This is a genomic window from Pontibacter sp. H249, assembly GCF_037892465.1.
Taxonomy (GTDB): domain Bacteria; phylum Bacteroidota; class Bacteroidia; order Cytophagales; family Hymenobacteraceae; genus Pontibacter.
Genome location: NZ_JBBKTR010000001.1, coordinates 81,111 through 95,378, shown reverse-complemented (window position 1 = coordinate 95,378; position 14,268 = coordinate 81,111). Strand labels below are relative to the sequence as shown.

The 14,268-nt window shown below is 46.4% G+C and carries 12 protein-coding genes; 5 read left to right on the top strand and 7 right to left on the bottom strand.

The window, feature by feature from the left end; genetic code table 11:
- Window positions 1-107 precede the first annotated feature (107 nt).
- The 4 genes from WG943_RS00460 to WG943_RS00445 all read right to left on the bottom strand — a co-directional run bounded on the left by WG943_RS00460 (window position 108) and on the right by WG943_RS00445 (window position 4,199).
- Window positions 108-1,295 carry a 3-dehydroquinate synthase gene (locus WG943_RS00460; RefSeq protein WP_340406072.1) on the bottom strand — a complete coding sequence of 396 codons (1,188 nt, stop codon included), beginning with the start codon at window positions 1,293-1,295 and terminating at the stop codon, window positions 108-110.
- A gap of 101 nt (window positions 1,296-1,396) precedes the next feature.
- A complete protein-coding gene (eboC, locus tag WG943_RS00455; protein WP_340406071.1) occupies window positions 1,397-2,305 on the bottom strand; it encodes a UbiA-like protein EboC in 909 nt (302 codons plus the stop codon).
- A 3-nt stretch (window positions 2,306-2,308) separates the two neighbouring features.
- Window positions 2,309-3,250 carry a TatD family hydrolase gene (locus WG943_RS00450; RefSeq protein WP_340406070.1) on the bottom strand — a complete coding sequence of 314 codons (942 nt, stop codon included), beginning with the start codon at window positions 3,248-3,250 and terminating at the stop codon, window positions 2,309-2,311.
- Between the two features lie 52 nt (window positions 3,251-3,302).
- Entirely contained in the window at window positions 3,303-4,199 is an 897-nt protein-coding gene (locus WG943_RS00445; RefSeq protein ID WP_340406069.1) for an EboA domain-containing protein, read from the bottom strand.
- A gap of 528 nt (window positions 4,200-4,727) precedes the next feature.
- Between WG943_RS00445 and WG943_RS00440 the strand changes: the two genes are divergently transcribed.
- On the top strand, window positions 4,728-4,997 hold the full coding sequence (locus tag WG943_RS00440) for a hypothetical protein (protein ID WP_340406067.1): 270 nt from the start codon (window positions 4,728-4,730) through the stop codon (window positions 4,995-4,997).
- A 280-nt stretch (window positions 4,998-5,277) separates the two neighbouring features.
- Complete coding sequence (gene glgP, locus WG943_RS00435; protein WP_340406065.1) at window positions 5,278-6,930, top strand: alpha-glucan family phosphorylase; 1,653 nt, start codon at window positions 5,278-5,280, stop codon at window positions 6,928-6,930.
- Window positions 6,931-7,002: 72 nt separating this feature from the next.
- Here the strand turns inward: glgP and WG943_RS00430 are convergent, their stop codons facing one another.
- The 3 genes from WG943_RS00430 to WG943_RS00420 form a co-directional block, all read right to left on the bottom strand.
- Window positions 7,003-8,466 carry an aminoacyl-histidine dipeptidase gene (locus WG943_RS00430; protein ID WP_340406064.1) on the bottom strand — a complete coding sequence of 488 codons (1,464 nt, stop codon included), beginning with the start codon at window positions 8,464-8,466 and terminating at the stop codon, window positions 7,003-7,005.
- 107 nt (window positions 8,467-8,573) lie between these two features.
- On the bottom strand, window positions 8,574-9,212 hold the full coding sequence (locus tag WG943_RS00425; RefSeq protein WP_340406062.1) for a YczE/YyaS/YitT family protein: 639 nt from the start codon (window positions 9,210-9,212) through the stop codon (window positions 8,574-8,576).
- A gap of 197 nt (window positions 9,213-9,409) precedes the next feature.
- A complete protein-coding gene (locus WG943_RS00420) occupies window positions 9,410-10,303 on the bottom strand; it encodes a transglutaminase (RefSeq protein ID WP_340406061.1) in 894 nt (297 codons plus the stop codon).
- Window positions 10,304-10,521: 218 nt separating this feature from the next.
- Between WG943_RS00420 and WG943_RS00415 the strand changes: the two genes are divergently transcribed.
- The 3 genes from WG943_RS00415 to WG943_RS00405 are packed head-to-tail and all read left to right on the top strand — an operon-like array spanning window position 10,522 to window position 14,228.
- Entirely contained in the window at window positions 10,522-11,463 is a 942-nt protein-coding gene (locus tag WG943_RS00415) for an AraC family transcriptional regulator (protein ID WP_340406060.1), read from the top strand.
- A 58-nt stretch (window positions 11,464-11,521) separates the two neighbouring features.
- The gene (locus WG943_RS00410) at window positions 11,522-12,919 is read left to right on the top strand and encodes an alpha/beta hydrolase family protein (RefSeq protein WP_340406058.1); all 1,398 of its coding nucleotides are present in this window, start codon (window positions 11,522-11,524) and stop codon (window positions 12,917-12,919) included.
- Between the two features lie 28 nt (window positions 12,920-12,947).
- Complete coding sequence (locus tag WG943_RS00405; protein ID WP_340406056.1) at window positions 12,948-14,228, top strand: DUF885 domain-containing protein; 1,281 nt, start codon at window positions 12,948-12,950, stop codon at window positions 14,226-14,228.
- Window positions 14,229-14,268 lie beyond the last annotated feature (40 nt).

Genomic DNA, 14,268 nt, shown 5'->3' with positions numbered 1-14,268 from the left:
ATTTTTAATATTTTGATGATGGACCACTTTACAAAAGACTTTGATTTTATCATCAACATAACTATTAAAGCCTTTTATCTTTTGTCACATAGTCCTCAGTCATATACTTACGCTTGTGCTAGTACCTGCGGCTGATGATTTACATGTAATTGCTGTATGGCTTTTAATAAAAGCAGGTCATCTATTTCGTGTACTTCCTGGCCTTCCCCGATCTTGTTCAACAGCATAATAGTAAGTTGTCCGCCCAGGTGCTCCTGAAACTCCCGTAAGCCATTCACGATGGATAGCTGGCTGAAAGGGTCTTGCTGGTCGAGTAGCTCAGGAGTATAGAGTTCAAAGCCTAGTGTCTGCAGTAGGTCTAGGATGTCGTGGCACTCTTCCTGTGTAATCATACCCTTCAGGTATGAATACGTAACATCAAGTGCAATGCCAATTGCTACTGCTTCTCCGTGGCGCAGGTTATAGTTGCTTAATTGCTCTAGTTTGTGAGCTGCCCAATGCCCAAAGTCCAACGGGCGAGAAGAGCCTGTTTCGAACGGGTCGGCACCGCCGATGTGTTGCACGTGCAACTCAGCGCAGCGGTGAATCAGGCGTTGCATTGCCTCCAAGTCTCGGTTTGCCAGTTTAAGGGCATCTTCTTTTATACTTTGATAGAAGGCGGCATCTTTTATTAAGGCTACTTTTACAGCTTCAGATATACCGGCTCTCCAATCTCTGTCTTCCAGGGTAAGCAGAAATTTGCTGTCGTTTATTACCGCAATCGGAGGGGCAAACGTGCCAATAAAATTCTTCTTGCCAAAGGCGTTGATGCTGTTCTTTACACCCACACCGGAGTCGTTTTGCGACAGCACAGTAGTTGGGATTCGGATGTGGCGGATGCCACGATGTGCTATGGTAGCAGCAAAACCAGCCAGGTCCAAGATAGCGCCACCGCCGATAGCTACTAAGTAAGAATGTCTGCAAACGCCAAACTCATTTACCGCCTGTAGTATCTGCTGCAGGTAGATCGGGTTGTTTTTACATTCTTCACCACCAGGAATCAGCAATGGTTCAGCCACCAGGTTTATACTTTGCGCCTGGTTGGTAGCGTAATCGTTTATTTGATGCAGCAGCTCCGGGTTTGCATTGGCTACGCCACTATCTACCACAAAAAGTACTTTAGCCAGTGAGCCTGACGTATGATTTTGTGTTAGTATATCAGTAAGCAAGTTGTTATCGCTTGCAAAAAGGCTTTGTGTAAAGTATACCCCATACCTAAACTTTACTGTAAACTCCTGTTCTATTGTGTTGTGCATAAGGGGTGTTATTTAAAGGTAATTGGAAGTATAAGCTAAAGTTGTAGGTAAGAGTTGATCTTGCGGAAAATGAGGCAAGATGCTTTAAAAAGGTACTTCATTTAAGTTACGCTAAAGTTTCGGGCAATGTAAATAGATACCGGTAAAAGCAGCAGCACCATCAGGCCATACTGCCAGCCGGCAAAGCCAGCTGCTATACTTGCATTCATTACAATAAGGGAAAGTATGCCGGCTTTTACAGCTTTAATAATCAGTTTAGGTTCTCTGGCAGGCATAGCGCGCACCAGTGGCGGAAAGATCAGGTAAGCAAACAGCAGCAGGAACGGAATACTGTACAGCAGGTTAAACTGCGGGAGCAAACCAAGGCTGAAGATGCCGATAAACACCATCAAATACATTAGTAGTGCGGCTTTTAGGGCAGCCGTGTTACCTCCGTGCACTTCACCGCGGCTTACCATGGTGATAGCGGCAATGTAAACGATCGGTATAAGAGCAATAAACCAAAGGCTTTCTACCATAGCCGGTATGGCACTAACGCCTAGCAGCAAATTGCCGCCACGGCAGGCACCCATGTTTACAGGTCCTAACAATGTATTGTGTTTCCCTTTCCAGTCGTAAAGCAGGGCTAGCAGGGCAATGGCTACAGCTATGGCTGCACTTATACGTGATACCTGCCAGGCTGCCAGTAAACCACCAGCCAAAAGTATGGCTCCCAGTATGCTTGCACCGGCTATACTTGCTTTGCCACTTGGTATGGGCCTTTCAGGGCGCTCCACTTTATCCAGTTCGGCATCAAACACATCGTTAAACACCACCCCGCCACCATAGAGGCCAATAGTTGCCAGTACCAGCCAACCTAGCGGCTGCAGGTATTCTGGCATAAAGCTATTCTCCCATAAAGTAATAGAGGCTAATGCACCCGATGCGGCAAAACCCATCATGATATCTGCCACAGCAGTTACAATGTTTGCCGGGCGCATTAGCCTCAGGTATGCTCCTAGTGTCATCATGCTTTATCGTACGATGTTAGACTCCAGCACATTGTTGGCTTTTATCTCGCCTACCACAGGTGTCTGTCCGCCACGAAGTATAGAGTTGTCAGAGAATTTCTCACGTTGGTCTACAGTAGCTGGTGTCAGCCAATCCGACTCACTCATCTGTCCGCTCTGGCCAAAGGCATCCAGGGCGTTCTGGTAGCATACTTTGCGTACATCTTCTATGCTGATGCCTTTCTCCAGCATTAAAGAAGCTGTTTTAGGTACCGAAAGCGGATCTGATACACCCCAATCTGCGGAGCTGTTTACAATAATTCTCTCAGAGCCATACTGTTTTACAACCTCCACCATACGCTCATTGCCCATTTTAGAGTTAGGGTAAATAGTAAAGGCAGCCCAAAAGCCACGGTCCAACACATCGCGTACGGTTTCTTCGTTGTTGTGGTCTACAATAACCATATGTGGGGCAATACCATGCTCCAGGCATACTTCCATACTTGTTATCGTGCCTGCTTTCTTATCGCGGTGCGGCGTGTGTATCTGTACTGGCAGGCCTACCTCACGAGCAAGATCCAGTTGCGCTCTGAAGAAGCGATCTTCGGCAGGAGTCTGGTCATCATAACCGATCTCGCCAATGCCTACCACGCCTTCTTTGCACACGAATAGCGGCAGTAGCTCCATTACCTGCTCGGCAAGCGCTTCGTTATTTGCCTCCTTAGAGTTAAGGCCGATGGTGCAATAGTGCTTGATGCCAAACTGACTTGCTCTGAAACGCTCCCAACCAACCAGGCTGCTGAAGTAATCTTTAAATGAGCCTACTTCGGTGCGGGGCTGGCCCAACCAGAAAGCAGGTTCTATAATTGCCACAATGCCTGCCTCGCGCATGCGCTGGTAGTCGTCTGTGGTGCGGGAAGTCATGTGAATATGCGGATCGATCAGCATCAGGTTGTGTGGGTTCATAAGGCTAAAGGTTGTAAGTGTAAAAGTTGATGATAGATTATAATTGGATTAGTTAGTTCATCTGCAAAAGTCTGTTCCCGATCAGGTCCCAGGTAATTTCGCCGCGGCTTACCCGCTCTTTTAGTGTAGCGTACTCATTAAGAAGTTCCTGTGCAGGAGCAAAAGTGCTTTGGGTGCAGGCAAGGGCCGCCGCTTCTCTTTCTAGCTCGTTGGGTTGTGCAAATAGCTTCTTGATATCCTGTAGCAGTGCATCGTCTAAATATGGTCCAACAGAACGCCATAGTTCCGGGGATACGGTGCGGCCTGCTGCCCAGCGTTCGTGGGCGTAGTCGCTCAGCATGCGCGCCAGTTTTGGGTTAACGCGTTTTTCGATGCCATAGATGCGGTAGATAGGTTTGCCTACAAACAGGGTTTTCAGCACCATCTGGTTCCAGGCATCTTCTTCCATGTGGTCGGCAGGGTAGGGGTTATTCAGAGCTACAGCCTCAAAAACATCTCCCATGTTAGTACGCACACCCTCAGCTGCTCTTTTCTTAAATTGTTCAGGGTGTGGTATCAACGGAAGAGCAGCATATAAAGCCACCAGTTCACCCATATCAGCTGTGTTAAACAGCTTTTCTATGGTTTGCAGATATACTTCAGGGTTCTGGTGCTGTACAGAAAGTATAAGTATTGTGCGTGCAGCTTGTGCAGCAGTCCAGTTAGAAGGGTTAAAACCAGCTCTGATACTCTCTGCCTTTTGTAAGTCCTGCTCCGTTAGCTCTAACTTCGCTTTGCCAACAAAGCGTGGGGCTGCACTAAACGAAAGGTAAAGGTCTTTAGCCTGAGCTGCCTCCCCAGAAAGCAATGTTACTTTTTGGTCAAGCCACTCCAAACCTTGTGTGGAGATAACTCGGCTAATCAAATCCCTTAAAAAGGAATGGGCTTGGTTAATGTCTGCCTGGTACAAAACGGGTGAAGTTTAGGTTTGACTATTCAGTTCCGGTTTAATACTCAGCTTTGGGCTAAACAAAGATATGTGGTGCAGCCATGCCATAGCTTACAGCCGGTATGTTCCGTGCTTAAACTTTGGTTCTGGTGCATTGATATGTGAATCGTTAGGGCCAAAAGTTGAATACTATATAGCAATGCAATAATAACTTTAGGCTTTTACGAAAAGGTAGTGGATTGGGTTTACTTAAATTGCACTGTTTTATTTGGTTTTAATGAGATGGTCTGACTGCATCTGCTTGTCTGAAAAGTATAAATGCTTGATATAGGAAGCGTTGAGACTAGAAACATAAGTAGATAGACATCTAAGCAGATGTAGGAAAAATGAGCATAAACAGCGTAGGGATATCTGTAAATTAGCTTAAAAATTATTTTTACCCAAAAAATAATGCCATTTACCCAATTCTAGATTATTTTTTAAATTATCTGTTTTTAATTTGAACTATACGCTTTTAGTAAGCGTGTTAAGGTTGTAACTTTAGTAACTATGAAAGAATTAGATAGACTTAAAGAAGGATTAGGTGAAAGCCACGTTTTATTGTACAAGAACGAGGGCAATGGTATGAAATGCTCTTTTTTAAAAGAGGGGTTGGTTGTAGATAGCTTTGTAATCAGAGACAATGTGCTTGCCCAACAGTTAGAAGAAAAAGGAATAAATGGTGTAGTGGAGGGATCTAATTTCCAGATGCTCCGCAACAACTACGATTGGTTTTCACTTAGCGTAAAATCTAAAAAGCTTTACGAAGAACTTAAGTAGGCAACTACTTATATTATTCGTGCTAGAAACCGCAGCGGCTTACGTATCAGGCCGCTGCGGTTTTTTGTTTTAGAATGGTATTGATTTATAATTGAGGCCATGCTTACGTTAATTATAAGGCAAAACTGTATCAAGTTAAGTATAAATGGCGTAGCCTTGTATTATGCAATTAACTATTCTGAAGTCTGGTAGACAACTAAATAGGATTTTGCGACAGGTATTGGTTTACTGTAGAAAAGCACAATATTAAACTAATGCCATCACTAAACACTTACGGATTATGACGCAATATAACCGGTGGTCGCACCCACACGACATAGACAAAAGGTATACAAAAAAAGTGGCTTACTTTAGTATGGAGTTTGCCATACATCAGGCACTAAAAACATACTCTGGCGGCTTGGGTTTTCTGGCTGGCTCTCATATGCGCAGCGCCTTTGATCTGCGGCAGGATATGATTGGTATCGGGATGCTCTGGAAGTTTGGCTACTATGACCAGGAACGGAGCGAAGACCAGACAATGCGCGTGCTCTTCCAGAAGAAGTACTATAATTACTTGGAGTATAGTGGTATAACAGTTGAAGTTGAAGTAAATGATCATCCTGTTCTGGTTAGAGCCATGGTGCTTAAGCCAGAGATATTCGGTACTGTTCCGATGTATTTCTTAACCACCGAGGTACCCGAAAACGACCACCTGGCTCAGACAATAACCCAGCGCTTGTACGACCCGGAACCCATGGCCCGCATTGCGCAGAGCATTGTGTTAGGTATTGGCGGTGCAAAGGTAGTAGAGGCATTAGGTGGCGCCGATATTTATCATATGAACGAGGGCCATGCTTTGCCGCTGGCTTTCCACTTGTACAAACAGTTCCGGAATGTGGAGGATGTGCGCAGGCACATGGTATTTACTACCCACACACCAGAAAAAGCCGGAAACGAAGAACACGATATTCATTTACTTGACCAGATGGGCTTCTTTAACGGCATACCTTTGGAGGAAGCTAGGCGCATTACAGGCATGCACGCCCTGATGTTCAATCATACGCTGGCGGCATTGCGCCTGTCAAAAGTATCAAACGGAGTTTCGCAGTTGCACGGCGAAGTAGCACGCACGATGTGGTACGACAACGAGGGAGTGTGTGAGATAAAGGCCATCACCAATGCGCAGAACGTACCTTACTGGATGGATAAAACCATGCAGGAAGCCTTGAACAGTGATGATGACAACACACTGCGGAAACGAAAAAGTGAGATGAAAAAGCAGCTTTTTGACGTGGTGGCGAACCAGGCGGGCAAGCTGTTCAGGCCGGAAGTGCTAACTATTGTGTGGGCAAGGCGTTTTGCGGCTTATAAACGTGCCGATTTGTTATTACGAGATGCAGAAAGGTTCTTCAGGCTGATTAGTAATCCTGATTTTCCGGTTCAGATTATTTGGGCTGGTAAACCTTACCCATTTGACCACGGTGCCGTACAGATATTTAATAAACTGATCAAGATGTCTTATAAACGAGACAATGTTGCTGTACTTACCGGATACGAATTACAGCTATCGCGCCTCTTAAAGCAGGGCTCTGATATATGGCTGAACACACCACGGCGCCCACGAGAAGCATCCGGCACCAGCGGCATGACGGCTGCCATGAACGGATCGGTAAATTTCTCTATTCAGGATGGATGGATTCCAGAATTCTCCCGCCACGGCGAAAACAGCTTTATTATTCCGATAGTAGATACCACGTTACCAGACCACGTACAGGACGACATCGACCACGAGAACATGATGCGAATACTAGAGCAGGAGATTATTACAACTTACTACAGTAACCCTGACAAGTGGCTGCAGATTGTAAAACAAAGTATGCGCGATGTAATTCCTGGCTTTGATGCCGACAGAATGGCGCATGAATATTATGAAAAGATGTATAATTACTAAACATCAGTAGGTGCAAAATAAAAACGCCGCTCAGGTTTATACTTGAGCGGCGTTTTTGTATCTAAAGTATAATTATACTTTCTCAGGTGTTTTGGCCAGTGTATCCAGCAGGAAATCCCAGTACTTCTGCACCGAGCTTATCTGTACTTTCTCGTCTGGGGAGTGTGCGCCGGTAATGTTTGGGCCGAAGGAGATCATTTCCATGCTCGGGTAATTAGCACCCAGTATACCGCACTCTAAGCCGGCGTGGCAGGCGTTTACGTGTGGCTCATCGTTAAATTTAGAACGGTACAGGTCACTCATCAGCTTCACGATGGTAGCATCCGGTTTTGGCATCCAGCCAGGGTAAGAGCCACTGAACTTCACATCGGCACCAGCTAACTCTAATGCAGATTTAATGGCGCGGGCCAAATCCATTTTCTCAGAATCTACGGAGCTGCGGGTTAAGCAAAGTATGGTAAACTCGCCATCTTTTACCAGCACACGCGCCACGTTATTCGATGTCTGCACCAGGCTTTCGATGTCGGGGCTCATGCGGTAAATGCCGTTCGGGCAGGCATATAGGGCGCGTACCAGCTTACCTGTGAAGTCTGCTGCAGCCACCTGTGCCGGCGTATCTATACTTTCAAGCATAACCTGCAGGTTAGGGTCTGTCGTGCTGTGTTCATTTGTAAGTAGGGTCTTTTGCTCTTCTAAAAAAGCTTTGAAGTCGTTTTCCTTTTCAGCAGGAACGGCAACTTCAGCAAAACTTTCGCGTGGAATAGCGTTACGCAAACCGCCTCCGTCTATGGTTCCCACACGCACATTAAACTGCTCTACCGCCAGCGACAGCACACGGTTCATCAGCTTGTTGGCATTACCACGGCCACGGTGAATATCCATGCCGGAGTGGCCGCCGGTTAAGCCTTTTATACTTAGCCTGTAGCCTTTAGCACCAGCTGGTGCTGCTGCCTGCTCATACTTGCCTGTAGCGGTTACATCTATGCCACCGGCACAACCTATGGTCAGTTCACGGTCGTCTTCCGTATCCAGGTTCAGCATGATACTCGCTTCCAGCAAACCGCCTTTCAGGCCCATAGCGCCAGTCATGCCCGTTTCTTCATCAATGGTAAAAAGCGCTTCGATAGGAGGGTGAGCAATGTCGGTAGAGGCCAGCAGCGTCATGATAGAGGCCACCCCCATGCCGTTATCAGCGCCCAGGGTAGTGCCTTTGGCTCTTACCCAGTCACCGTCCACGTACATCTCAATGCCTTGCGTATCAAAGTCGAAATTGGTGTCGGCGTTTTTCTGGTGCACCATGTCCAAATGGCTTTGGATAGCAACCGTCTGCCGGTTTTCCATGCCTTTGCTGGCTGGTTTCTTGATGATCACATTGCCAACTTCGTCCACGTGAGTTTCCAGGCCAAGGCCCTCGCCAAACTCTTTGATAAATTTAATTACGCGCTCTTCTTTTTTAGAAGGACGTGGTACAGCGTTCAGATCTGCAAAATTGTTCCAGAGCTTCTTTGGCTCCAGGTTTCTCACTTCTGTGCTCATAGTTTGTATGGTTTAGGGCTATTTATACTTTGTAGCGGCCCTGTTTCTATCAATTTAGTTAAATATAGTAAGTTTAGCAGGAATATCCGGCATCCAAAGTACAAGGTTTATACTTTAGCTTTCTGGGTGGCAGGCGCAGGACTTAGCTTTTCCCGCATGTTCACGAAGAATTTTAGCGTGTACTGGAAGATCGGACTGAAGAGCAAAGTATAGAAAAAGGTAACAACGAAGACTGGTCCGCCCATTAGCCAACCAATCACCAGTACCACCGATTCTACCATAATGCGGGCCTTGCTTACCGATAACTTTGTTCTGTCGGAGATGGTAAGCATAAAGCCATCGCGCGGGCCGGCTCCTATGCCACCAGCCACATACATGCCTCCGGCAATACCGCCAATTACAATGGCCATAAGCAGATATGTATAGTCTATCCAGCTGCCGGTTTTATCAGGCAAAATATCCAGCCACAGGAAAAAATCCATGAAAGGACCAATGAGCAGGGCGTTTAGGAATGTGCCGATGCTGATGTACTTGCGGTGCATGAACCACGATACGCCCACCAGGAACAAACCTGTAATCACGCTCCAGCTACCTACCGTTAAACCGAACTTCTGCCAGAAAGCCACATTCAATACCTCCCAAGGGTGCAGGCCCAGGTACTTTACTTTAAATGCCAGCGCGTTGCCCAAGCCAAACAAGAGCAGACCCATAAAGAAGAACGTATAGCGAATAATCCAATCTCTCATCTCAAGTAAAAAGTTTGGGCAGTATCAACCCATAACAAATATAAACACCTTTTGTGCAGGTTGGCGCAAGATTACAAAATCAAAAGCAGAAAGAAATGAGGATTGTTCTTTTTTGCGAAGTATACCAGATGCAGCCAATTATAAAACAAAAAGCCCTCTACCGGGGCAGAAGGGCTTAAGCAGAAGTGCCTTTTCTTTTATTTGTTAAATGTAATCACGCTGTAAAGTTCCGGCTCCAGGAACGGGCCACCCGGGTAGCTGGCCGTATAGTCGAAGTTAACCCAAAGGTCGCCGCCTGTTTCGTGGAAGTGGATCTTACCGCCGTTTACCTCGTCCGGGAACAGGGTTCTGATGGCAAAGCTAACCTGATCAATATCGTCTGTGGTGCCTACCTTAACTTCTGTATACATATGCGTTGGAGATATGACAATACGCGCCTCACCGCCAATTGCCATTACAGATGATGCCAGAAGTATAGCATAATCATCGCAGTCGCCGGCTAGCAGGCCCATACTTTCGGTAGGAGGTGAGTAGTAGTCCATGCCCAGCGGGTCGTTTACATATTTCCAGTTCATGCGCACGTGCTTAAACAGGGAGAAGTAACGGGTTGCCTTACCAAACTTGCGGTAATACTCGTCGTGGAAATAGCGGGTAGAGTTTTCTACGGCAAAGGCCCTTACTTTAGGGTGTGTAGGCTGCATGGCGCTTTTCACGCGCTGGTCCTGAAAATAAGTACCTCTTACCGGCTTAAAGTAAGACACTTTGTGCGGATTGCTGGTCATGTTCACCAGCATGGCGTTATAATCGTTGTAAACGCCTTCGAGTGTCTGGTCTTTAAAGGTTTTATTAAAAGCCATTACGCCCAGCATACCTATAAACATAAGCACGATAAGCTTGCGGCTGATCTTGGTAACAATAACCGAAACGGCGGCTGCGAACATCAGGCACAGTAAAAAGTGCAGCTCGTAGTCCATGGAGTTGTAGGGCGGTATGTAGAAGCTAAGTAAACCAGCCATCGGAAATACAATAATGATCTGTATGAACCGTATAGCGAAGTTCAGCAATTCAGTAGGTCGGAAAAATCGCGTCATAGGATCTCAAGTTAGAAGATTCTGGCGCCTGGTAATAAGAATGCCGGCTGATTTGACTGGCATTAACGCTCTGTTAAATTGTAACGCAAAAGGCAGGCCTTTTTGCTCCTTTAAGTTACATAAATTTTAAATTATTTTCAGATTATTTCTTTAGTGGCTAAAAACAGATAAATTTAAGAGTCTGCATAAGGGCAGTAACCGCTACTTTATACCTAACTATGAAAATTAATACTACAGGGCCAGTTGTACCCAGCTTTTCGCGGCTCGTTGAAGGGCAGACAGCAGTGCCTGTGCCAGCAGATACTTCTCATATCTACCATTCTTTCTTTAAATCTTATTCCGGGGAAACAATAAACCAGCACGGCTATGCCCTGAAGTATGTTGTATCAGGGAGAGAACGCTATAGTGTGAACGGCCGCCGCCATACTGTTACTGATGGCAAGTTGTTGGTTGTTGGCCACGGCAGCGCCTGCAAAGTAGAGGTAAATGAAGCTAGTACAGTAGAGGGCCTTTGCCTGTATCTGAACTCTGAGCTGGTGACACAAGTGTGGGGAACACTGCAGCAGCAAACAGATAAATTGCTTGATCTGGAAGAGATTAATGCCAGTGCACCGGAAGTATTTGAACATGTGTTTGAGGCAAGTAAACTTACCTTAAAGCCTAAACTGGATTACCTGCGCTACCTGCTGCAGGAAGATCTGTTTACCGAAACTGCCCAGACCGAAGAGTTGTTCCTGAACCTGGCCGAAGAACTTTGCCAGTTGCAGTCTACTAACCAGCAGTACGTGCACCTGGTACCAGCCCGTAAAAAAACTACCCGCGAGGAACTGCTCCGGCGCCTGCTTAACACCCGCGATTACCTGCACGATAACATTTCCGAGCCCCTAAACCTGGCACAGTTAGCCGAGGTGGCCAGCCTGTCGGAGTACCATTTTCTGAGGCAGTTTAAAGCTACCTTTGGCAAATCGCCTTACCAGTACCTGCTGCATCTACGCCTACAGCTGGCACAGGAACTACTGCAGGTAGGCGGTTTAACCATAGCAGAAGTGGCAGTGGCCTGTGGTTTTAGAGAGGTGCAGGCTTTTAGTAAACTTTTCAGGAAAGCCACGGGCAAGGCACCATCTGTTTACCAGCTCAATTATCAGAAATTAGCAATTTAATACCGGTGCACACGCTGCATTATACTTATCTTTAGTTTGCCAAACTACAGAACTACCTATGAAAAAGATTAATTTACTGATTGTAGCAGCCTTTACTTGTGGCTTGTTACTTCAAGCTCAGGCTCAGAACCTGAAGCGCCGCCCTTTCCTGGGCGTGCAGATTGCCCCGGTTTCCGACTCGCTGGCATCTGTTTATAAAATGAAATCTACGGCAGGAGGAGTAGTGGCCGCTGTAATTCCCAACAGCACTGCCGCTGCACTAAAGCTACAGCCCAATGATGTAATTCTGAAGATCAACGATACTGACATCAAAACGCATAACGATGTAGTAGCCAAAGCTCGCACCTTTAAAACCGGCGAGGCTGTAACGCTGCAAATCATCCGAAACGGTAAAAGTATAACACTGAAGGAGAAGGTAAGGGAAATGCCCCGCGAAACAGACCCAAATGCTGAGCTTGTGTATGATGAGGTGAAAACAGAACATGGCTATACCCGCCTTATTGCAAAACGACCTAAAGGCAAAGGCAGGTACCCGGCAGTGTTCTTTCTGCAGGGCTATGGCTGTAATTCCATTGATAACCTGCAGCCAAACGACCCGCAGCGCAAGCTGATGGATGGTTTGGTAGCGAAAGGGTATGCGGTATTTAAAATGGATAAACCCGGTTCCGGCGACAGCCAGGGCAGCGCTCCCTGCACTCAAATTGCTTTTCCGGAAGAGTTGGCTGCCTTCTCGGCTGCACTTAAAAAACTAAAGACCTACGACTTTGTAGATGCGGAAAATGTATACTTGTTCGGGCACTCGCTTGGGGCCAATACAGCCCCTGTTATAGCTTCTGATTCTAAAGTAAAAGGTATTATTGCTTATGGAGTGGCCGGCAAGCCGTGGTATGAATACATGCTGGATGTTTTTAGAGAGCAACGAGCAGCAGTAGGCACAGACCCGGTACAAATAGACCAGGACATGAAAGTTCTGGGGCCGCTTACTTATGAGTTCATGGTCCTGAAGAAGACGCCGGAGGAGTTATCTAAGAACCCTTCTTATAAGCCATACTTTGAGCAGAACTTTGATTACGACGGCAATGACCAGGTTTTTGGCCGACACTATACTTTTATGCAAAGTATACAGGAAGTACCCTATAATATGGCTTGGCGCGATGCCAGTACCAATGTGCTGGTAATTTACGGTGAAGCTGATATTGCCTCTATAAGCCCCAACAACTCTCAGTTGCTGGTAAATAGTATTAACTTAATGCATCCCGGCTCGGCTACTTACAAATTTTTGCCCGGCACCGACCATGGTTTTATAAAAGTAGGCACTATGCAGAACCTGTTGCGCCTGCAGCAAAGCGGTCAGTTTGGAGCTTATGTACAAAACAACTTTAACCAGGAACTGGTAGAGATGGTCGATAGCTGGATTAAAGAAATAAGAAACAATCAGAACTTTGGAAGCAAATAAATTTTTTTTATACGTTCTGTATTTGCCCTTGCTGATACTATTAGGTAGCAGCCAGCCTGCCCCTACAGAGGAAGAACGTTTGCTTTCCATCATGCGCGATTTTGCCTCAGCATATCGTTCTCTGCAGATGCCTGGGCCTGCACTTAGTTATGTAGATCGGCTCCAAAGTATAAAAGGTGAGCAGGAGCTAGCAAGGCAAGAGAAGCTGTTCAGGCAAACAGCTGCAGCTGCAGAAAGTATAAACCCGGAGCGGCTAACAGGTAAGTATAAACTATACTACAGGCAATTGCTCTATGAACTCGACCTGAACCTGCGCCGCATCGCACTGCAGCAAAAATATAAGCAAGTAGCTACACAGCCGCCAACCCAAGAGGGTATACTTTACCAGCCACTTGGCAAGGAAATCTATACGTATTGGCTGCAGGAGTACCTAAGCTTGCCCCTAACGCCGGAAGAGCTAAAGGCTTTTGGCTTACAGGAAGTGATAAAAGTGCAGCAGCAAATACGGCAGGTGCAGGCGCAATTAGGTTATGCCCACGACAGCACCGGCTTTTACGAGCATCTTAACAACAGTAGATTTATACTTACAAGAGAGAAAGAAATTGAAAGTAGTTATAAGCAAAAGTATAAAACAGTGCAGCAGCATATGCCAAAGCTGTTCACTACTTCTGATATCCGCAGTTTATACTTTTCCGAAATCCAAAATGTAGATAAAGATTCTCCGCCGGGTATTTATGCTGCGCACAACACTACTTTCCTGTATAACTTTTACCAACAGCGCCACAACACCCGCTCCATGGATTTCCTGTTGCTGCACGAGGGCGTGCCGGGGCATCATTACCAGTCGGAGAGGCGGCGGCAGCTGAACGGGCAGAACCCTCTTGGCAACCTGTTCTGGTACTTTGCCTACTCGGAAGGCTGGGCAGCCTATACCGAAGAACTAGGGCAGGAGCTGGGCCTTTACAAAACCCCTTACGACTACCTGGGAAAGCTGGAGTGGGACCTGGTTCGCTCGGCGCGGGTGGTAATGGATGTGGGCCTGAACTACGACGGCTGGACAAAAGAGCAAGCCCTTGCCTTTTGGAAAAAGCACATCCCTAACCAGGATGATATTGCCCAGCGAGAAATTGACCGTATGCTTCGGTGGCCGGTGCAGGTGCATACTTATAAGGTAGGAGAGAACTTTATACTTAAAAAACTGCAGCAGGAAAAGCAACAGCAGGGTTTTGACATTAGAGCCTTTCATGAGGCATATCTAAAGTATGGTCCTTTGCCGTTGCAGGTGCTAGGAGAGGAGTGGGGTGTATAGCCCATACTTTTGAGCTTTTTAAATATTGGACCCCTTCATT

Coding starts and splice junctions, on each gene's coding strand:
- WG943_RS00450 (WP_340406070.1), bottom strand. CDS start 3,250: ATGAACCCACACAACCTGATGCTGATCGATCCGCATATTCACATGACT.
- eboC (WP_340406071.1), bottom strand. CDS start 2,305: ATGATGACACTAGGAGCATACCTGAGGCTAATGCGCCCGGCAAACATT.
- WG943_RS00460 (WP_340406072.1), bottom strand. CDS start 1,295: ATGCACAACACAATAGAACAGGAGTTTACAGTAAAGTTTAGGTATGGG.
- glgP (WP_340406065.1), top strand. CDS start 5,278: ATGACGCAATATAACCGGTGGTCGCACCCACACGACATAGACAAAAGG.
- WG943_RS00420 (WP_340406061.1), bottom strand. CDS start 10,303: ATGACGCGATTTTTCCGACCTACTGAATTGCTGAACTTCGCTATACGG.
- WG943_RS00410 (WP_340406058.1), top strand. CDS start 11,522: ATGAAAAAGATTAATTTACTGATTGTAGCAGCCTTTACTTGTGGCTTG.
- WG943_RS00430 (WP_340406064.1), bottom strand. CDS start 8,466: ATGAGCACAGAAGTGAGAAACCTGGAGCCAAAGAAGCTCTGGAACAAT.
- WG943_RS00415 (WP_340406060.1), top strand. CDS start 10,522: ATGAAAATTAATACTACAGGGCCAGTTGTACCCAGCTTTTCGCGGCTC.
- WG943_RS00440 (WP_340406067.1), top strand. CDS start 4,728: ATGAAAGAATTAGATAGACTTAAAGAAGGATTAGGTGAAAGCCACGTT.
- WG943_RS00425 (WP_340406062.1), bottom strand. CDS start 9,212: ATGAGAGATTGGATTATTCGCTATACGTTCTTCTTTATGGGTCTGCTC.